Genomic DNA, 19,169 nt, shown 5'->3' with positions numbered 1-19,169 from the left:
TCATGAGCGAATTACCCGGCTGGGACTGGTTCTTGCGCATCGTCGAGCGCGGCTCGATCTCGGGTGCGGCTCGCGACCTGGACCAGACACCGGCCGCGCTGTCGATGGCATTGAAGCGGCTGGAAGGCCAGCTGGGCGTGCAGCTGTTCCAGCGCAGCACGCGCAAGCTCACCCTCACGCACGAGGGCGAAATCTGGTATCGCAGCACCCGTGCCGCGCAGGATGCGCTGGCGCAGGGGCTGGACGAACTGGCCGGCGCACGCGGCGAGCTGGCCGGGCCGCTGCGCATTGCCGCCCCGTCCGACTTTGGCCGCCAGTTCGTGCTTGACTGGCTGGACGGCTTTTGCCGGCTGCACCCGGCCATCGTGCCCAGCCTGGTGCTGGCCGACCGCGTGGACGATCTGGTGGCGGATTCACTTGATCTGGCCGTGCGTGCCGGCATTCCGCAGGATGCCAACCTGATCGCCACCGCGCTGGCGCCGGATAACCGCCGCGTGCTGGTGGCCAGCCCGGCCTATTGGGCGCAGCACGGCATGCCACGGCACCCGGACGAACTGGCCGCGCATCACTGCCTGGCTTTCAGCATCCGCGACACGCCGCATGTGAGCTGGCGCTTTGCGCAAGGCGACGTCACGACCACGGTACAAGTGCGGCCGCGCCGCTACTGCAACGATGGTGCCGTAGTCAGCGACTGGGCACGGCGCGGCTGGGGCGTGGCCTACAAATCACGGCTGGACGTGGCCAACGACCTAGCCGCCGGCAGGCTGGTAGCCGCCCTGCCCGACTGGCTGGGCGAGCCTACTCCCCTCTATCTGGTGCGCAACGGCAGCCGCCACGCGCTGCCGCGCGTGCTGGCGTTCCGCGATTATTGCTTGATGCGCATGCAAGCACTGCAAGATTGAGTGCGCAGGCCGCCGCCAACAGGCCAACCAGTTTGGCGATCTGCCGTTAATATCGCAGCCACATCGAAGGGAGACCACATGCGCTACCGCCATTTGATCATTGAACTCATCGTCAACCTGCTGCTGCCCTGGGTGGCCTATACGCTGGTCGCGCCACGCTGGGGCGAGCTGAACGGCCTGCTGGCTTCGGCTGCGCCACCGCTGGCGTGGAGCCTGTGGGAGCTGGCGCGCACGCGCCGCGTCGATGCCCTGTCCGGTCTGGTGCTGGCAGGGATAGCCGCATCGGTGCTGCTGATGCTGCTGGGCGGCGATGCGCGGCTGGTGCTGGTGCGCGAATCGCTGGTGACTGGCGTGCTGGGGCTGCTGTTCCTGATTACCCTGCCAATGCGGCAGCCGCTGGTGTATCACCTGGGCCGCGCAATGAGCCAGTCCGGTCAAGCCGGCGGCGATGGGCAGGCCACCAGCCGCTTCGAGCAATGGGCCAGCGTGCCAGCCAACCGCAGAACGCTGCAGCTGATGACCGCCATCTGGGGCGGCGCGCTGGTGCTGGAGGCCGTGGTGCGCACCTGGCTGGCGTGGACATTGCCGCCAGCGCGCTTTCTCGCCATCGGCCCGGCCATAGGCTATGGCATTTACGGGGTGATGATGTTGTGGACGCTGTGGTATCGCCGCCGCTTGCGGGCGCGGGCGATGACAGCCGCAGTCGCGTGACACAGGCTATCCGGTCGCAAGCCGGCCCACTGCATCGCCCCATGAAAAAACCCGGCCAAGCCGGGTTTTTTGTTGGCACCAAAGCCGGTGAAACGGGCGCTTATTCGCCCAGCGCGGCCAGCAGCTCTGCCTGTTGTTCGTTCACCAGCGCCTGCGTCAGCTCATCCAGATCGCCATCCATGATCTGATCCAGCTTGTACAAGGTCAGGTTGATGCGATGGTCGGTCATGCGCCCCTGCGGGAAGTTGTAGGTGCGGATACGCTCGGACCGGTCACCCGAACCAACCAGCGATTTGCGCGTGGCAGCCTCTTCGGCATGGCGGGCGCGGTCCTGCACGTCCTTGATGCGCGCGGCCAGCACAGCCAGCGCACGCGCCTTGTTCTTGTGCTGGCTGCGGTCGTCCTGGCACTCGACCACGATGCCGGACGGGATGTGGGTGACACGCACGGCCGAATCGGTCTTGTTGATGTGCTGGCCACCGGCGCCGCTGGCGCGGAAGGTATCGATGCGCAGATCGGCCGGGTTGATTTCGATTTCACCCACTTCATCGGCTTCCGGCATCACCGCCACGGTGCAGGCACTGGTGTGGATACGGCCCTGCGTTTCAGTCGCCGGCACGCGCTGCACGCGGTGGCCGCCCGATTCGAACTTGAGCCGCGAATACGCGCCAAAACCGGCAATGCGCGCGATCACTTCTTTGTAGCCGCCCAGATCAGACTCACTGGCCGACACGATCTCTACCTGCCAGCGGTTGCGCTCGGCATAGCGCGTGTACATGCGGAACAGATCGGCCGAGAACAGCGCCGATTCATCACCGCCGGTACCGGCACGGATTTCCAGGAAGATGTTGCGCTCGTCGTTCGGGTCCTTGGGCAGCAGCGCCTTTTGCAGATCCAGTTCCAGCGCCTCGATGCGCGCCTTGGCGGCGACGATTTCTTCCTCGGCCATGTCCTTCATGTCCGGGTCGGCCAGCATGTCCTGCGCGGTGGTGAGATCAGCCTCGGTGGCGCAAAAATCGTTGAACAGCTGCACCACCGGCTCCAGCTCGGCGTGTTCGCGGGTCAGCTTGCGGTACTGGTCCATGTCCTTGGTGGCATCTTCGGACGCGAGCAGCGCGCCCACTTCCTCCAGCCGGTCTTTCAGTTGGGCAAGCTTGGAAAAGATCGAGGGTTTCATTCGTTGTCTTCAGTCGGTAAACGGTGCAGGCGCCGCGTGGCGGCAGCCAGCAGTTCCTGCTCGTCGGGCGCGGCGCTGTTGAGCGTGGCCAACGGTGCGTGCAGGAATTTGGCAGTCAGTTGTTCGGTCAGCCGCTCAAGCAGCTCGGCCGGATCATCGCCGGCGGCAAGGCGCTTCTTGGCGCGCGCCAGCTCGTGGCGGGCAATGCGGTCGGTATGGTCGCGCAGCTCGCGTATCGTCGGCACCAGGGTGCGAGAAGCCACCCACTGGTGGAATTCGGCCACGCCGGCATCAACCAGCCCTTCGGCCGCTTCGATTTCGCCTTCGCGGCTGGCCACGCCCTGGCGGACGATTTCGGACAGATCATCGACGGTGTACAGATACACGTCGGACAATTCGGCCACTTCGCCTTCCACATCACGCGGCACGGCCAGATCAACCATGAACATCGGCTTGTGCTTGCGCGCGCGCAAGGCGCGCTCGACCATGCCCTTGCCGATGATGGGCAGTTGCGATGCGGTGGAGCTGACGACGATATCGAACTCGGCCAGCCGGGTGCTGATGTCGTTGAGCAGCATGGCCTCGCCGCCGAAACGGCCAGCCAGTGCCTCCGCACGCTCCAGCGTGCGGTTGGCCACTACGATGCTACAGGGCTGTGCCGCAGCGAAATGCGTGGCGCACAGCTCGATCATCTCGCCCGCGCCGACAAACAGCACCTTGCAATCGGCCACGCTGGCGAACAAGCGCTCGGCCAGCTTGATCGATGCGGCGGCCATCGACACCGATGCCGAGCCGATCTTGGTCTCGGTGCGCACGGTCTTGGCCACCTGGAAGGCGCGCTTGAACAGGCCGTTCAGCAATACGCCCATGCTGCCGGCATCACGCGCGGCACGCTCGGCATCCTTGAGCTGCCCGAGGATCTGCGTCTCACCCACCACCATGGAATCGAGCCCGGCTGCCACGCGGAAGGCATGGCGGCTGGCTTCGTCGTCTTCCAGCCGGTACAGGTGCTGCGCCACTTCGTCCACCGGGCGGCCGCGCTGCGCGGCAAACCAGCCCAGCACCGCGTCGGCATCGCGCGCATTGCAATACAGCTCGGTGCGGTTGCAGGTGGAGACGATGGCCGCCTCGCTCACGCCCTTCACCCGCGCCAGCTCGCCCAGCGCGCCTTCCAGCTCGGCCGGCGTAAAGGCCAGCCGCTCGCGCACCGCAAGCGGCGCTGTCTGGTGGTTGATACCGAGAACGAGCAATTTCATCTGGGCAGTGGGGCGCACGCGCATGCGTGTCGATGCAAGTAACCCGCTATTTTAACGCGACTTTGCCCATCCCGCCGGTAGTGATTGCCCGCAATGGCAGGATGCACGTCCGGTCATCGGGCTGACCGGCGCCCTGCGTGCTTGCATTTGCGGCTTTTCGTTTAGAATCAGGCCAGCTTCAACCCGCTTTTGAATCATCCGCCAGCGCCGCCAGCCGCGCGCCGGACCTGCAACGATGCGCCAAACCCTTCCCTGCCAGCCACCCGCTTTTTGCCTGCCCCTTGCCGAGGCGAAGTCACGGTGAGCCGCGCCTTGTCATTTCGCGTTGCGGCATGGTCCGCTTGGGCGCCGGGCCTGGATACTGCCGCCGCCTGGCAAGCCTGGCGCCACGAAGCCCGCCAGCCTGAGGGCGACGACGTGCCGCCGGTAGCAGCGATGCCGGCCATGCTGCGGCGCCGGGCCGAGCGGCTGGGGCGCATGGCGCTGGAAACGCTGTATGCCGATGCCATCACCTATCGCGGCCAGCCCATTGTGTACGCCAGCCGTCACGGAGAAACCGGGCGCATCGTGCCGCTGTTGCAGCAGCTGGCTGCCGAGGGCAGCGTCTCGCCACAGGCATTCAGCATGGCGGTACACAATGCCATTCCCGGTCTGTTCACGATTGCCCAGCGCAGCAATGCCCCCGTGACCGCGATAGCCGCCGGGCCGGAAACCGCCTTTGCCGGGTTGACCGAAGCACTGGCACAACTGCAGGAGGGCGCACCATCAGTGCTGCTGTGTCTGGCCGACCACCCGCTGCCGGCGGTGTACGCGGCATTTGCCGATGCGGCAGAAGCACCGGTGGCCTGCGTGCTGGAGCTGGCCCCCGGCAACGATTTTGTGCTCGACAACAAGGGCAGCGACAAACGGAATGCCAGGGCGCTGGACGTGCTGTATTTCCTGCTCGGCCCCGCCCCCAAGCTGGGCCTGACCGTGAGAGGCGGCTGGCAATGCCGCCGTGTTACCGACACCCCGCCGGATAGCAGCGATAGTTAGTGCCGGCCAGGTTGTGACATGATGCCGCCCGAAATACTCAAAACCAGAACCATTCGCCACCGCAAGCCAACGGAGAAAGCATGGCCGACCTTGATCTCGAGATCAAAAACCTGATCATCGACACACTGGGCCTCGAAGACATCAGCGTTGCCGACATCGATACCGATGCGCCGCTGTTCGGTGACGGCCTGGGGCTGGATTCAATCGATGCGCTGGAGCTGGGCGTGGCGCTGCAAAAGCGTTACGGTCTGAGCCTGAGCGCCGAATCGGCAGAAACACGCCAGCACTTTGCCTCGGTCGCCAGCCTGGCGGCTTTCGTTGCTGCCGCACGCACCAAATAGGCCGCATGCAGTCCTGGCCCATGATGACCGCCCTGCCATGAGCCGCGCATTGAGCCTGCTGGCTGGCGTGCTGCTGCCACTGCTGTTCTGGCTGTGCCACTGGCGCGGCTGGCCATTCTGGATCGCGGGTGCGCTGCTGCTGCCGCTGGTACTGGTGCGCGCCCGCAGCGGCGGTGTGCTGAACGCACGCAGTGGCCGCTGGCTGGCGCTGCTTGCCGCACTGCTGGGCGCGGCCGCGCTGCTGTCGCGCTCGTCACTGCCACTCAAGCTCTACCCGGTGCTGGTCAATGCCGCCATGCTGGCGCTGTTTGCCGCCAGCCTGATGCGCGGGCCGACCATCATCGAACGGCTGGCGCGACTATCCACCCCCGAGCTGCCACCAGCCGGCATTACCTATACCCGCAAGGTCACCCTCGTCTGGTGCGTGTTCTTTGCCGTCAATGGCGCCATTGCGCTATGGACCACCACGCAGCCGGAAACCGTCTGGGCCAGCTACAACGGGCTGATTGCCTATCTGGCCATGGGCCTGTTGCTGGGTGGCGAATATCTGGTGCGCCTGCGCGTAATGCGTCGCGACCGGGAGGCCGGGCGTGTTTGACCCGTGGCCGCTGGCCGACCACCCCGTCATCGCCTGGCGCGGCAGCGCACCGGTGCCGCGCAACCAGTTCCTGCGCGACGTAGCCTGCGCACAAGCAGCACTGGGCCGGTTGGGCGAAACGCAGATCGTGCTGTTCGACAGCGACAGCTATCGCTTTGCCGTGTGGCTGATTGCCGGCTGGCGCGCCGGGCTGGCGCCGGTCGTACCCGGTGACGCCTTGCCCACCACGCGACAGGCTTTGCCACAAGCATGGGTAGGCGACGCCGCCGACGCCCAGCTCACCGGCTGGGACGAGGCGACAGATGCAAGCCCCCCCATCCCGCCTGCGGCCACCGCAGCGCTGACCATTTTCACCTCCGGCACCACTGGTCAGCCCATCGCCATCAGCAAGACGCTGGCGCAGTTGCGTAACGAGGTGGATGTGCTCGAAACCGCCTTTGGCGCGCGTATGCCCGCCCATGCACGCATTGCCTCATCGGTGCCGCACCAGCATCTGTATGGCTTGCTGTTCCGCATCCTGTGGCCGCTGGCTGCCGGCCGTGCGTTCGTTGCCGATACATTGCCGTGGCCCGAATCGATCTGGACGCTGCCGGCGGAGGTGCCGCACGTGCTGGTCGCCAGTCCGGCCATGCTCAAGCGTGTGGCAGCGCTGGCGGAGCGGCCCCCGCTGCCCGCATCCCTGCCCATGGTGTTCTCATCCGGCGGGCCGCTCGACGCCAGCGCCAACCTGCAGTGTCGCGCGCTGCTGCGCAGCCCGGTGACCGAGGTCTACGGCAGTTCGGAAACCGGCGGCATTGCGCATCGCCACCACCCGGACGACGCCTGGACGCCACAACCGGGCGTGCAACTGCGCACCGATGCCGACGACGTGCTGTGGCTGCACTCGCCTTTTCTGCCCGATGACCACTGGCACGCCACCAGCGACCGCGCACGACTGGAAAACGGCCAGCTACAGCTGCTGGGCCGCGCCGACCGCATCGTGAAGATTGAAGAAAAACGCATCTCACTGACACAGATCGAAGCACTGCTTGCCGCCCACCCGCTGGTCAGCGCGGCACGTGCGCTGCCGCTGCACCGCCAGCGCGATGAAATCGCGGCGGTCTTGGTGCTCAGCGCCGAGGGTGTCGCGCGGCTGGCAGAGGCTGGCCGTGCCGCGCTCGACAAGACGTTGCGGCAAGCGCTGGTGGGCAGCCTGGACCCCATCGCATTGCCACGCCGCTGGCGCTTCGTGGCCGAGCTACCGCACAACGCACTGGGCAAAACCACCGACGCGCTGCTGGGTGCGCTGTTCGCCCCCGCACCTGCCATGCCGGAAGTCATCGCGCTCACACGCCGGCCGGATGGTGTTACTGCTACCTTGTACATCCCGGCCGATCTGGTGCATTTTGATGGTCACTTTGCTGCGGCGCCGGTGCTGCCCGGCGTGGTGCTGGTCGACTGGGCCATACGCTACGGTCGTGAATGGCTGGGCGTGGCCGGTACATTTGCCCAACTGCAGCAACTGAAGTTCCAACGCATCATCCAGCCCGGCGCCGTCGTCACGCTCGCTCTGGACCGGGATGCCGGCAAGCGGCAGCTTGCCTTTACCTGCGACGCGGCGCAGACGCGCCACGCCAGCGGGCGTATTCGTTTCAATGAGGTTGTTTCATGAATTGCGTGGCCGTGATCCCGGTCTACAACCACGAACATGCGATCGGCACGGTCGTTGCCAGCCTGCGCACGCACGGGCTGCCCGTGCTGCTGGTCGATGACGGGAGCGCCCCCGCCTGTGCGGCGGTGCTGGATACGCTGGCCACGCAGGCACAGGTCAGCCTGCTGCGCCTGCCGCAAAACCAGGGCAAAGGCGGCGCGGTGATGGCCGGCCTGCATGAAGCGGCACGGCAGGGCTACAGCCACGCGCTGCAAATTGACGCCGACGGCCAGCACGATACCGGCGACGTGCCGCGCTTCCTGGCACTGGCGCAGCAACACCCGACCGCCCTTATCACCGGCTGCCCGCAATACGACGCCAGCGTACCGCGCGTGCGCTTCTATGGCCGTTATGCAGCACACCTGATGGTGTGGGCCATTACGCTGTCGCGCCGCATCACGGATTCAATGTGCGGTTTCCGCGTTTACCCGCTGGCGCACACGCTGCCGGTGCTGGCGCAAATGCCGCGCACCCGCCGCATGGATTTCGACATCGAGATCGCCATCCGTCTCGACTGGCAGGATGTGCGCATCATCAATGTACCAACGCGGGTCACTTACCCCAGCGACGGCATCTCGCACTTCAATTACCTGCGCGACAACCTGCGCATCACCGCCATGCTGATCCGCCTGCTGGGCGGCATGCTGTGGCGCTCGCCCATGCTGCTGGCACGCCACCTGCGGAGCGGGGCGTGAGCGCTCCACACTGGGCACGGCTAGGCGAGCTGGGCTTTGTGCGCGGCATGCGCTTGTTCGTGCATATTTACCGGCTGTTCGGCCGCTGGCCGTTCCGCATCGCGCTGTATCCGGTGCTGGCGTGGTATGTGCTCACCAATGGCGTGGCCCGCCGCGCTTCGCGCGATTACCTGCAGCGGCTGCATGCGCTCAGTAACGGCAATACACCTGTGCCCACCTTGCGCAATGTGCTGCGCCATTTCGGCGCCTTTGCCGAAACCATGCTCGACAAGGTACTGACCTGGCGCGGTGAGCTGGCCGACGCCCCGGTGCAGGTAGAAGGCCGCGAGGCGCTGCTGCGCCTGCGCGATGCCGGCCGTGGCGGCGTCATCGTCACCGCGCATATCGGCAATGTCGAGCTCTGCCGCCGCATTGGTGAAAGCCGGCGCGGCCTGCAACTGAACGTGCTGGTGCACACGCGGCATGCAGAGCGCTTCAACCGCCTGCTCAAGGAGGCCAACCCGGATGCCGATGTGCGCTTGATCCAGGTCACCGAGCTGGACATGGCCACCGCCGTGATGCTGGCCGAGCGGGTGGCGCAGGGCGAGTTCGTCGTCATTGCTGCCGACCGCGTGCCGGTCTCCAGGCAGACTGAAGTCATCGAAACGGATTTTCTGGCCGCAACTGCGCGCTTTCCGGCCGGGCCGTATATTCTGGCCTCTGTGCTCAAGTGCCCGCTATTGGCCGTCATCGCCGGACGGCGCGGCGATGTTGCACACATCACCATACGCCAGCTGGCCGAACGGGTAACGCTGCCACGCGCCGACCGCCATGCCGCCATCGTGCCGCTGGCCGCCGCGTTTGCGCGGCTGCTGGAGGCTGAATGCCTGGCCGCACCGCTGCAATGGTTCAACTTCTACCCCTACTGGACGCCCTCATGCACATCCCCTTCGGCGAACGCCGGCTGACCATAGAGGACATTGCCGCGATGGCCGTCCAGGGCAGGCAGGCAGCGCTGAGCGATGCCCCTGCGTTCCAGGCACGCATCAACCGTGGCGCCGATTTCCTGCAGCGTCTGCTGGCCGAAGATGGCGTGATCTATGGCGTAACCACCGGCTATGGCGACTCGTGTACGGTAGCCGTGCCGGTCGAACTTGCCACCGCCCTGCCGCGCCAGCTCTACACCTATCACGGCTGCGGCTACGGCGCGCATTTCGATGCCGCGCAAACACGCGCGATACTGGCCGCACGGCTGGCTTCGCTCAGCCAGGGCTATTCGGGCGTGAGCTGGGGCTTGCTGCAGCAACTGCAGGCCTTTTTGCAGCACGACATCCTGCCACTGATCCCGCAGGAAGGCTCGGTGGGCGCCAGCGGCGACCTGACGCCGCTGTCCTATGTGGCAGCCGCGCTGTGCGGCGAACGCGACGTGCTGTACGCCGGGGCCGTCATGCCCGCCGCCGATGCGCTGGCCCGCGCCGGCCTGCAGCCCTTGCAACTGCGGCCCAAGGAAGGCCTGGCCATCATGAACGGCACTGCGGTGATGACCGGGCTGGCTTGCCTCGTCTGGCAACGCGCCGACCGGCTGTCGCGGCTGGCCACCCGCATCACCGCGCTGGCCGTTGCCGCCATCGACGGCAACCCGCAGCACTTTGACGAAACCCTGTTCGGCGCCAAGCCCCACCCCGGCCAGCAGGCTGCAGCGGCACGGCTGCGCGCCGATCTGGGCGAGAACAAGGCCGGGCGCAACGATCACCGTCTGCAGGACCGCTATTCGCTGCGCTGCGCGCCACACGTGATCGGCGTGCTCGACGATGCGCTGCCGTTTTTGCGCGGCATGATCGAGAACGAGCTGAACAGCGCCAACGACAACCCGCTGGTGGACCCGGACGGCGAGCGCGTGCTGCACGGCGGCCATTTCTACGGCGGCCATATCGCATTTGCGATGGACAGCCTGAAAAACCTGATCGCCAACGTGGCCGACCTGCTCGACCGGCAGATGGCGCTGCTGGTCGATGCGCGCTACAACAACGGCCTGCCCGCCAATCTGTCCGGCGCCAGCGGCCCCACGGCCGCCATCAACCACGGGCTGAAGGCGCTGCAGATCAGCGCATCGGCGTGGACGGCAGAAGCACTGAAAAACACCATGCCCGCGTCGGTATTCAGCCGCTCTACCGAGTGCCACAACCAGGACAAGGTGAGCATGGGCACCATCGCCGCGCGCGATGCACTGCGCGTGCTGCAGCTGACCGAGCAAGTGGCGGCCGCCATGCTGATCAGCGTGCGGCAAGGTCTGGCGCTACGCGCGCAAACCGCTGCCGGCAGCATGCCGCTGCAACCGGGTGCCGATGCCTTTGTCGCCCGCCTGAACGCTGCCATCCCCTTCATAGCCGACGATGTGGCACTGGAGCCGCTGCTACGCGCGCTGGTCGACGGCATCCAGACCGGCCTATGGGAGACGCATGACTGAACCGACCGCAACGCGCCCGCCACTGGGCACCAGCGTGGACTGGATCGTGCCCTTCCACGATCTTGATCCGCTGGAAATCTGCTGGCACGGCCATTACGTGCGCTATTTCGAATACGCACGCACGGCGCTGTTGCAACAACTTGATTACGACTACCCGCAAATGCGCGAGTCGGGCTATTCATGGCCAGTGATCGAATTGCAGATCCGCTATGCGCAGCCACTGCGCTACCAGCAGCGCATCCGCATTTCGGCCACCATCGTCGAGTGGGAAAACCGTCTGAAAATCCGCTATGAAATCCGCGATGCCGATAGCGGACAACGGCTGACGCACGGCCATACCGTGCAGGTAGCGGTCGACATGGCCAGCAACAGCATGTGCTTTGTATCGCCCCCCATCCTGCTGCAAAAACTGGGAGTACCCCGCCCGTGAGAATGCTGCTAGCCCTTGGCCTGCTGCTGTTGGCCACCCTGGCCCAGGCTGGCGATGTCGTCGACCAGGTAGCGCGCCAGCTCAACCGGCAGCGCATCGCGTCCGGCAACTTCGTGCAGGTGCGCGAGCTGGTCGGGGTGAAGAAGGCGCTGCGCTCCGAGGGGCGTTTTGTCGTCGACAAACAGCGCGGCGTTCAGTGGCAGACCGCCAAGCCGTTCAGCAACACGCTGACCATAGGCCGGCAGCAGATCGTGCAGCAAGATGGCACACAGGTGCTGATGCGGCTCTCCGGCGACAAGGAGCCGGCCATCCGCACTGTCGGCACGGTGTTGTTTGCGACTTTTGCCGGCGACTTTGCCACCTTGCAACGCTACTTCACCATCAGTGGCGAGGTGCGCAGCAGCGACTGGCAACTGCAACTCGTTCCCAAGGATGCCGCGCTGGGCAAGCTGATCGGCAAGCTCACGCTCGATGGCAGCGCTGCGATTGCCCACATCCGCTTTGATGCTGCCAGCGGCGATATCACCCGTATCGAATTCCGCGACGTGCGCTTTGCCGACCAGCCCGGCGCCGATGAAACCATCAACACCGACTAGCCGATGCGCACGCTGACCCAATCCCGTCTATGGCATGTGCTGGCCCTGTTGTGGCTGCTGGTGCTGCTGGGCGCTACGGGCTGGCTGGTGCTGCAGCACAAGGACTGGACGCAGCGGCTGGACACCGACCTGTTCGCGCTGCTGCCGCGCGGCGAGCGCGATACCGTCACCGAGCAGGCGATGGCGGTGCTGGCGAAAAGCGCCGAGCGCCAGCTCATCGTGTTGGTGGGCAGCAAGGACCGTGACCATGCGGCGCAGGCCGCCACGCAACTGGCGGCGGCGCTCAAGCCATTGCCGCTGGATGCACAGGCGCAATCGCTTGATCTGGCTACCTTGCGTGATTTCTACGCACAGTACCGCAGCAGCCTGCTGGCCCCGGCCGATCTGGCCCAACTGGGCAAAGCCGGGCAGGATGCGCTGCTGCAGCGCGCGCTGACCGGTGCATATTCCGGCGTCGCACCCGGCGCGCTACCGTGGCGGGATGACCCCTTCGGCACCTATGGCAACTGGCTGACCAGCCTGGGCGAGCGCTCACCGGTGCGGCCAGAGGGCGGCCAGCTGTGGGTCGAGCATGGCGGCCTGCACTATGCAGTGCTGAGCTATACCGTGCGCGGCAGCGCGTTCTCGCTCGACATCCAGCGCACGGTGGCGCAAGGGCTGGAGCAGGCCATTGCGCAAATCCAGGCGCCCGACATCAAGGTGTTGCGTGCAGGTGTGGCGCTGCATGCGGCCAAGGCGGCCACGCAAGCCGAACACGAAATGTCCACTATAGGCGTGGGCTCCTTGCTGGGCATCGTGCTGCTGGTGCTGCTGACCTTCCGTGGCTGGCGCGCGCTGCCGCTGGTGGCGCTGTCCGTGTTCACCGGCACCGTAATCGCACTGGCGCTCACCTTTTTACTCTATCCGCGCGTGCACATGCTGACGCTGGTATTCGGCTGCAGCCTGATCGGCGTGGCGGTCGATTACAGCCTGCTGCTGCACAGCACCAGCCTGGGGGCACGAGTGAGTGCCGGCGCGCGGCTGGAGCGCCTGTTGCCCAGCCTGTTGCTGGCCACCGTGTTCACCGCCGTGGCCTATCTGAGCCTGATGCTGACGCCCTTTCCGGGCCTGGCGCAGATTGCGGTGTTTGCCGCCACCGGCATTGCATCGGCATGGCTGTCCGAACTGATCTGGTATCCGCGCCTGGCCCCGGCGCAACTGCAGGCAGGCTGGCTGGGCCGGCCGCTGCTGCGGCTGTTGGCGCGCTGGCCGCGACTGAGCACCCGGCAGGCATGGCTGGCGCTGCTGATCGCATCGCCGCTGCTGATCGGCGGTCTGTGGCAACTGGAGCGCCGCGATGATATCCGCGCGCTGGCCGCACTCGATGCTGGCCTGATGCAGCAGCAGCGTGAAGTCGGTGACATCCTGGCCTTGCCCAGCCCGGCGCAGCTGTTCGTGGTGGACGCTGCCGACGAACAAACACTGCTGGCGCGCGAGCTGCAACTGACCGCCGCGCTGGACCAGCTCAAGCAGCAGGGCCGTCTGCAAGGCTATCAGGCGGTCAGCCAGTGGCTGCTGCCGCTGGCCGAGCAACAACGCCGGCAAGCGCTGGCCGCGCCGTTGCGCGCTACGCCATTGCTCATCCGGCTGGCCGATGAAGTCGGCCTGCCGCCAGCATGGATCACGCAGCAGCAACAAGCCGGCCCGCTGCTGGCACCGGCCACCTGGCTGGCTTCGCCCGCCTCACTGCCTGCACGGCACCTGTGGCTGGGCCACACACCACACGGCTACGCCAGTGTGGTGATGCTGGCCGGCGCCAATGGCAAGGACAGCCTGCAGGCGCTGGCGGCATTGCGCCTGCCCGGCGTGCACTGGGTGGACAAGCCGGCCGAGATTTCCGCCGTGCTGGGCCGCTATCGCGACCGGCTGGGGCTGGTGCTGATTGCTGCCTACATCCTCACCACCCTCGTGCTGGTGCTGCGCTATCGCCGCCATGCATGGCGTGTGCTGGCGCCATCGCTGCTGGCCAGCGTGGCTACGCTGGCGCTGTTCGGCTGGCTGGGCATACCGCTGCAATTGCTCACCGTGCTCACCCTGCTGCTGCTGTTGGGCATGGGCATGGACTACGGCATTTTCGTCAATGAACACCCCGGCGAGGTACGCATCCGGCTGGCCATCACGCTGGCTGCGGTGTGCACCCTGCTGTCGTTCGGCCTGCTGGCCTTCAGCCACACGCCGGCCCTGTCCACTTTCGGCATCGCCACGCTGTCCGGCATCGGGCTAGCCTGGCTGATTGCCCCGCTGCTGCGCCGGCCCACGCCGGATGCACAGCTGTTCACCCAGGAGGCCCCCACGCCATGATCCAGCAAACCGATATCGCCATCATCGGCGCCGGCCCGGCCGGCAGCATTGCCGCAGCGCTGTTGCGCCGCGCCGGCCGCGAGGTAGTCGTGATCGAGCGCGAAACCTTTCCGCGCTTTTCGATCGGCGAGAGCCTGCTGCCGCAGTCGATGGCCTATATCGAAAAAGCCGGCCTGCTGCAGGATGTGGTCGAGGCCGGCTTCCAGTACAAGAACGGCGCGGCTTTTGTGCGCGACGGGCAATATACCGATTTCGATTTCCGCGACAAATTCACGCCGGGCTGGGGCACCACTTATCAGGTGCAGCGTGCTGCATTCGACCACGTGCTGGCCAATGGGGCGCAGAAGGCCGGTGCCGACATCCGCTACCGCCATGCGGTGCTTGCCGCCGACGTGGGTGGCAACAAACCGCTGCTGACCGTGCGCGACGAGAATGAACACACCTACCAGCTCGAAGCCAGCTTCCTGCTCGATGCCAGCGGCTTCGGCCGCACCCTGCCGCGCCTGCTCGATCTGGAAACCCCGTCCGACTTTCCGGTGCGCGGCGCGATCTTCACGCATATCGAAGACGGCATCCCCACCGGTACGTTCGACCGCAACAAGATCCGTGTCACCGTCCACCCCGAGCATTGCCACGTGTGGTACTGGCTGATTCCGTTCTCCAACGGCCGTTGTTCGATCGGCGTGGTAGCAGAAACGGCCTTTCTGGAACGTTATCAGGGTGAGCACACCGAGCGGCTGCGCGCCATCGTTGCCGAAGACCCGGGTCTGTCGCAGCTGCTGGCCAATGCGGGGTGGGATACACCGGCGCGCACGCTCACCGGCTATGCCGCCAACGTCAAATCGCTGTGGGGCAATCGCTATGCCTTGCTGGGCAATGCTGGCGAATTCCTCGACCCGGTGTTCTCCAGCGGCGTGACCATCGCGGTCAAGTCAGCCGATCTGGCCGTCACCGCGCTGCTGCGCGAGGCGGCTGGCGAACAGGTGGACTGGGAGCAGGACTACGCCCGTCCGCTCAAGCGCGGCGTCGATACCTTCCGTGCCTTTGTTACCGCATGGTATGACGGGCGCTTCCAGAACATCATTTTCCACCCGGACAAGAACCCGGCCATCGAACGGATGATTTCGTCCATCCTCGCCGGTTATGCGTGGGACGAAAACAATCCCTACGTCGCCAAGCCGGAACGCCGGTTGTCATCGCTGGAAGCCGCATGCGCCGCATTCTGATGCGCCTCCTGCCCGCCTGCGCGGTACTGCTGCTGGCGGGCTGCGCCAGCCTGCTACCCGGCAGCCTGCCGCTGCTGCAACTGCCGCCCGCTACACTGGGCGGCGAACGCACGCTGGAACAGCGGCTGACGCTGCAATGGCCGGGCCAGACGCGCAGCATGGAGGTGGTCACCAGCATCGACGAGCGCAAGCTCAGCCTGCTGGGCATGGCGCTGGGCGTGCGGCTGTTTGCGCTCGACTACGATGGCACGACGCTGAACAAGACCGAATATGTGCCGCTGCAACTGCCGGCCGAGCGCATGCTCAATGACTTCCTGCTGGTGCATGCTCCGGCCGACGCACTGGCGCGCAGCTTGCCCGCTGGCTGGCGCGTGGTCGATAGCGACCTGCACCGCAGCGTGTTGCATGGCGATGCTGAAATCATCACCATCACTTACTCCGAGGCCGACCGCTGGCGTGGCCACGCGCAGTTGCGCAATCCGGCCCTGCATTACCAACTCGATATCGATACGGCGGACGCGCAATGATCACGCTGCACCAACCCGGCATCCTGTGCGCGCTGGGCAACGATATCGCCACCGTGCGCGCAAACCTGTTTGCGGCCCACAGCCCCGGCCTGCAGCAGACCGATGCCTGGAGCCCCGGCCGCAGGCTGACCGTCGGCATGGTCACCGCACACCTGCCGCCGCTCGACGACTTGCCGCTACCGCACCGCTCGCGCAACAACGCGCTGCTGGCAGCAGCTTTTGCGCAGATCGAAACGCGCTACCGAGCACTGGCTGCGGACATCCCGGCTGCGCGCATTGCCATCGTGCTCGGCACCAGCACCTCGGGCATTGCCGAGGGTGAAGCGGCCATTGCAGCCGGCGAACAGCACGGCGCGCTGCCGGACGGTTTTCACTACGGCCAGCAGGAGCTGGGTTCGCCCGCGCAATGGCTGGCGCAACACTTGGGCGTTGCCGGGCCGGCGTATTGCGTATCGACCGCATGTACGTCGGGCGCCAAGGCACTGGCGGCAGGTGCGCGGCTGTTGCAGTCCGGCATGGCCGATCTGGTGCTGGCCGGCGGGGTGGACAGCCTGGCGCGCTTTACCATTGCCGGCTTCAGCGCGCTGGAGGCGATCAGCAGCGCACGCTGCCTGCCCTCGTCCGCCAACCGTTGCGGCATCAATATCGGCGAGGGCGCCGCACTGTTCATCATGACGCGCGATGGCGGGCCGGTGCGGCTGGCCGGCTGGGGCGAAAGCTCGGACGGCCACCACATTTCCGCGCCAGACCCGGCCGGCAATGGCGCACGCCTGGCCATCACAGCCGCACTGCAGCGCGCCGGCCGCAGCGAGGTCGGCTACATCAACCTGCACGGCACGGCCACACAGCAGAACGACGCCATGGAGCACAAGGTAGTGGCCGACCTGCTACCCGGCGTACCCGCCAGCTCGACCAAGGGGCTGACCGGCCATACGCTGGGCGCTGCCGGCGCGATTGAGGCCGCCTTCTGCTGGCTGGCACTGACCGATGAACAGCAGCGGCTGCCACCACACACCTGGGACGGCGTTGCCGACCCCGAGCTGCCAGCGCTGCCGTTAGTTGCCAGCGGCGCGCGCAGCGCTGCCCCGCTGCAGGCCGCGCTGTCCACGTCGTTCGCCTTTGGCGGCAACAATATCGCGCTGCTGCTGGAGCGGGCATGAATACGCCACTGCCCATCGCCGATTACCTGCCGCATTCGGGCCGCATGCTGCTGCTCGACCATATCGTGCAGGTGGACGAGCGCGCGATATGCACCCGGCTGACCTTGCGTGCCGACAGCCCCTTTGTCGAAGGCGGGCAGGTCGGCGCATGGATAGGGCTGGAATACATGGCGCAGGCCGCAGCAGCACATGCCGGCTGGTGTGCGCGGCAACGCAATCAAGCAGTGTCGGCAGGCTTTCTGCTCGGCACACGGCTGTATGACAGCTCGGTAGCCGCATTCAATGTCGGCGATACCCTGCTGGTGAGCGCCGCGAACGAATTCAGCGCCGGCAACGGCATGTCCATGCTGGCCTGCCGTATCGAAGCGCCCGATGGCCGCTTGCTGGCGCAGGCGCAATTGTCGGTGTTCCAGCCGGCAGACCTGCAAGCCCATTTGCAACAATCAGGAGAAAGCACGCCATGAGTGCAACCGTGCTGATCACCGGCGCCAGCCGTGGCATAGGCCGCGCCATTGCCGAACGCCTGGCGCACGACGGCTATGCACTGACGCTGCACTGCCGCAGTAGCCGGAGCGAGCTGGATACGCTGGCCGACACCCTGCGCCAGCAAGGCACTGCTGTGCGCGTGCTGCAATTCGACGTGGCCGACCGGCAAGCGGCACGTGCCGCGCTCGAAGCCGACGTGGCCACGCACGGCGCGCCGTATGGCGTGGTGTGCAATGCCGGCATCGCCGCCGATGCCGCTTTCCCGGCCATGACGGAGGCGCAGTGGGACGGCGTGATCCACACCAATCTGGATGGCTTCTACAACGTGCTGCACCCGCTGGTGATGCCCATGGTGCAGACGCGCCAGCCGGGCCGCATCGTCACTCTGGCATCCGTGTCGGGTTTGATCGGCAATCGCGGCCAGACCAATTATTCGGCGGCCAAGGCCGGCATCATCGGCGCGAGCAAGGCGCTGGCGCTGGAGCTGGCCAAGCGCCGCATCACCGTCAATTGCGTGGCACCAGGGCTGATAGACACCGAAATGGTCGATGCCGAAACCGCCGAGCACGCGCTGAAAATGATCCCGGCGCAGCGCATGGGCAAGCCTGAGGAAGTGGCGGCTGCGGTGAGCTTCTTGCTGTCGGCCGATGCGGGCTACATCACCCGGCAGGTGATCTCGGTCAACGGCGGGCTGGCATGAAGCGGCTGCGCAGCGCGCTGTGTGCCATGTTGCTGCTGGGCGCAACTGCGGCCGGCGCCGGGGATGCCCCAACAGCCCCCATCCGCTTCCTGCTGACTTTCGACGACGGCCCCAGCCTGTGGGACAGCCGACCGACCGAGCGCATTCTTGCGCAATTGGCCGATAACGACATCACTCCCGGCATCAAGGCGCTGTTCTTTCTGCAGACCGAGCATGCCGCACACGGCGGCGTGCCGGAGGGTGAAGCGCTGATCCGCCGCGAATGCGCGGCCGGCCATGTGGTTGCGGTGCACAGCGGCGCGGTGCGCGGGCATATTCCGCATACCGCGCTGGACGATACCGAGCTGGCCGCCACACTGCAGCAAGGCCGCAGCCATCTGGACGCACTGTGCGGCCATGCGGCCAAGGTGGTACGCCCACCCGACTGGGCCTTCAATACGCGCACCTTGGCGCTGTACCGCAGCCTGGGGCTGGACATGCTGTTGAGCGACGTCGAGGCCAACGACGGCAAGATTTACGGCTGGATCATCAGCCTGCGCCGGCGCAGCCATCTGCACACCGAGCTGGCACGCGTACGCGCAGCGCGCGATGCCGGCACCCTGGCCACGGTCGATGGCGTGATGCCGGTGGTGGTGACCTTTCACGACACCAATCCCTATACCGCCGAACACATGGGCGAGTACCTGCACATCCTGACCGAAGCCGCACAGGCCGCCGGCCTGCCACTGGCCGATCCGCCCTTCTATACCGATGGCGCTGCGCTGGAACGTGCCGCGTGGGCACGGCGTGGCGATGGCGGCTATGCGCGCAAAAGCTGGTAGCCCGCAGACGTGTCACGCTGCCCAATAAAAAA

The 19,169-nt window shown here is 66.2% G+C and carries 20 protein-coding genes; 18 read left to right on the top strand and 2 right to left on the bottom strand.

Going from position 1 to position 19,169, the window contains the following annotated elements; all coding sequences use genetic code 11:
• The first annotated feature begins 2 nt into the window (after positions 1–2).
• Together B9A19_RS03010 and B9A19_RS03005 are read left to right on the top strand one after the other, a co-directional pair.
• Positions 3–902, top strand: coding sequence for a LysR family transcriptional regulator (locus B9A19_RS03010; protein WP_084089057.1), 900 nt, complete (start codon positions 3–5; stop codon positions 900–902).
• 78 nt (positions 903–980) lie between these two features.
• Positions 981–1,613: a VC0807 family protein gene (locus B9A19_RS03005; RefSeq protein ID WP_084089056.1), complete on the top strand. Its 633-nt coding sequence runs from the start codon at positions 981–983 to the stop codon at positions 1,611–1,613.
• A gap of 100 nt (positions 1,614–1,713) precedes the next feature.
• Here the strand turns inward: B9A19_RS03005 and prfA are convergent, their stop codons facing one another.
• Both prfA and hemA read right to left on the bottom strand, forming a co-directional pair.
• A complete protein-coding gene (prfA, locus tag B9A19_RS03000; RefSeq protein ID WP_084089055.1) occupies positions 1,714–2,790 on the bottom strand; it encodes a peptide chain release factor 1 in 1,077 nt (358 codons plus the stop codon).
• Positions 2,787–4,046, bottom strand: coding sequence for a glutamyl-tRNA reductase (gene hemA / locus B9A19_RS02995; RefSeq protein ID WP_084089082.1), 1,260 nt, complete (start codon positions 4,044–4,046; stop codon positions 2,787–2,789). Before hemA ends, prfA begins: the two co-directional genes overlap by 4 nt.
• Before the next feature lie 300 nt (positions 4,047–4,346).
• Here hemA and B9A19_RS02990 point away from each other — a divergent pair, with 300 nt between their 5' ends.
• The 16 genes from B9A19_RS02990 (at position 4,347) to B9A19_RS02915 (ending at position 19,137) form a co-directional block, all read left to right on the top strand.
• On the top strand, positions 4,347–5,081 hold the full coding sequence (locus B9A19_RS02990; RefSeq protein WP_176216743.1) for a beta-ketoacyl synthase chain length factor: 735 nt from the start codon (positions 4,347–4,349) through the stop codon (positions 5,079–5,081).
• A gap of 80 nt (positions 5,082–5,161) precedes the next feature.
• On the top strand, positions 5,162–5,422 hold the full coding sequence (locus tag B9A19_RS02985) for a phosphopantetheine-binding protein (RefSeq protein WP_084089053.1): 261 nt from the start codon (positions 5,162–5,164) through the stop codon (positions 5,420–5,422).
• A 37-nt stretch (positions 5,423–5,459) separates the two neighbouring features.
• Positions 5,460–6,020 carry a COG4648 family protein gene (locus B9A19_RS02980; protein WP_084089052.1) on the top strand — a complete coding sequence of 187 codons (561 nt, stop codon included), beginning with the start codon at positions 5,460–5,462 and terminating at the stop codon, positions 6,018–6,020.
• Positions 6,013–7,671, top strand: coding sequence for an ApeI family dehydratase (locus tag B9A19_RS02975; protein ID WP_084089051.1), 1,659 nt, complete (start codon positions 6,013–6,015; stop codon positions 7,669–7,671). Before B9A19_RS02980 ends, B9A19_RS02975 begins: the two co-directional genes overlap by 8 nt.
• A complete protein-coding gene (locus B9A19_RS02970; RefSeq protein ID WP_084089050.1) occupies positions 7,668–8,405 on the top strand; it encodes a glycosyltransferase family 2 protein in 738 nt (245 codons plus the stop codon). Before B9A19_RS02975 ends, B9A19_RS02970 begins: the two co-directional genes overlap by 4 nt.
• Positions 8,402–9,352, top strand: a complete 951-nt coding sequence (locus B9A19_RS02965) for a lysophospholipid acyltransferase family protein (RefSeq protein ID WP_245804246.1) — start codon at positions 8,402–8,404, stop codon at positions 9,350–9,352. The genes B9A19_RS02970 and B9A19_RS02965 overlap by 4 nt, the downstream gene beginning before the upstream one ends.
• A complete protein-coding gene (locus B9A19_RS02960; protein WP_084089048.1) occupies positions 9,322–10,851 on the top strand; it encodes an HAL/PAL/TAL family ammonia-lyase in 1,530 nt (509 codons plus the stop codon). Before B9A19_RS02965 ends, B9A19_RS02960 begins: the two co-directional genes overlap by 31 nt.
• Positions 10,844–11,281 (top strand): acyl-CoA thioesterase, encoded by a 438-nt coding sequence (locus tag B9A19_RS02955; RefSeq protein WP_084089047.1) that lies wholly within the window; start codon positions 10,844–10,846, stop codon positions 11,279–11,281. The genes B9A19_RS02960 and B9A19_RS02955 overlap by 8 nt, the downstream gene beginning before the upstream one ends.
• Before the next feature lie 2 nt (positions 11,282–11,283).
• Complete coding sequence (locus tag B9A19_RS02950) at positions 11,284–11,877, top strand: outer membrane lipoprotein carrier protein LolA (RefSeq protein WP_084089046.1); 594 nt, start codon at positions 11,284–11,286, stop codon at positions 11,875–11,877.
• A 3-nt stretch (positions 11,878–11,880) separates the two neighbouring features.
• Positions 11,881–14,217, top strand: a complete 2,337-nt coding sequence (locus B9A19_RS02945) for an MMPL family transporter (protein ID WP_084089045.1) — start codon at positions 11,881–11,883, stop codon at positions 14,215–14,217.
• Positions 14,214–15,443 carry an NAD(P)/FAD-dependent oxidoreductase gene (locus tag B9A19_RS02940; protein WP_084089044.1) on the top strand — a complete coding sequence of 410 codons (1,230 nt, stop codon included), beginning with the start codon at positions 14,214–14,216 and terminating at the stop codon, positions 15,441–15,443. The genes B9A19_RS02945 and B9A19_RS02940 overlap by 4 nt, the downstream gene beginning before the upstream one ends.
• On the top strand, positions 15,428–15,970 hold the full coding sequence (locus B9A19_RS02935) for a DUF3261 domain-containing protein (RefSeq protein WP_084089043.1): 543 nt from the start codon (positions 15,428–15,430) through the stop codon (positions 15,968–15,970). Before B9A19_RS02940 ends, B9A19_RS02935 begins: the two co-directional genes overlap by 16 nt.
• A complete protein-coding gene (locus tag B9A19_RS02930) occupies positions 15,967–17,130 on the top strand; it encodes a beta-ketoacyl-ACP synthase (RefSeq protein WP_084089042.1) in 1,164 nt (387 codons plus the stop codon). The genes B9A19_RS02935 and B9A19_RS02930 overlap by 4 nt, the downstream gene beginning before the upstream one ends.
• The gene (locus tag B9A19_RS02925; RefSeq protein WP_084089041.1) at positions 17,127–17,594 is read left to right on the top strand and encodes a hotdog family protein; all 468 of its coding nucleotides are present in this window, start codon (positions 17,127–17,129) and stop codon (positions 17,592–17,594) included. Before B9A19_RS02930 ends, B9A19_RS02925 begins: the two co-directional genes overlap by 4 nt.
• Positions 17,591–18,316, top strand: coding sequence for a 3-ketoacyl-ACP reductase FabG2 (locus B9A19_RS02920; protein ID WP_084089040.1), 726 nt, complete (start codon positions 17,591–17,593; stop codon positions 18,314–18,316). Before B9A19_RS02925 ends, B9A19_RS02920 begins: the two co-directional genes overlap by 4 nt.
• On the top strand, positions 18,313–19,137 hold the full coding sequence (locus B9A19_RS02915) for a polysaccharide deacetylase family protein (RefSeq protein WP_084089039.1): 825 nt from the start codon (positions 18,313–18,315) through the stop codon (positions 19,135–19,137). The genes B9A19_RS02920 and B9A19_RS02915 overlap by 4 nt, the downstream gene beginning before the upstream one ends.
• Positions 19,138–19,169 lie beyond the last annotated feature (32 nt).

The sequence above is a fragment of the Andreprevotia lacus DSM 23236 genome (assembly GCF_900176275.1).
GTDB lineage: Bacteria > Pseudomonadota > Gammaproteobacteria > Burkholderiales > Chitinibacteraceae > Andreprevotia > Andreprevotia lacus.
The sequence above is the reverse complement of the archived record's forward strand: the minus strand, read 5'-3'. Positions and strand labels throughout refer to the sequence as shown.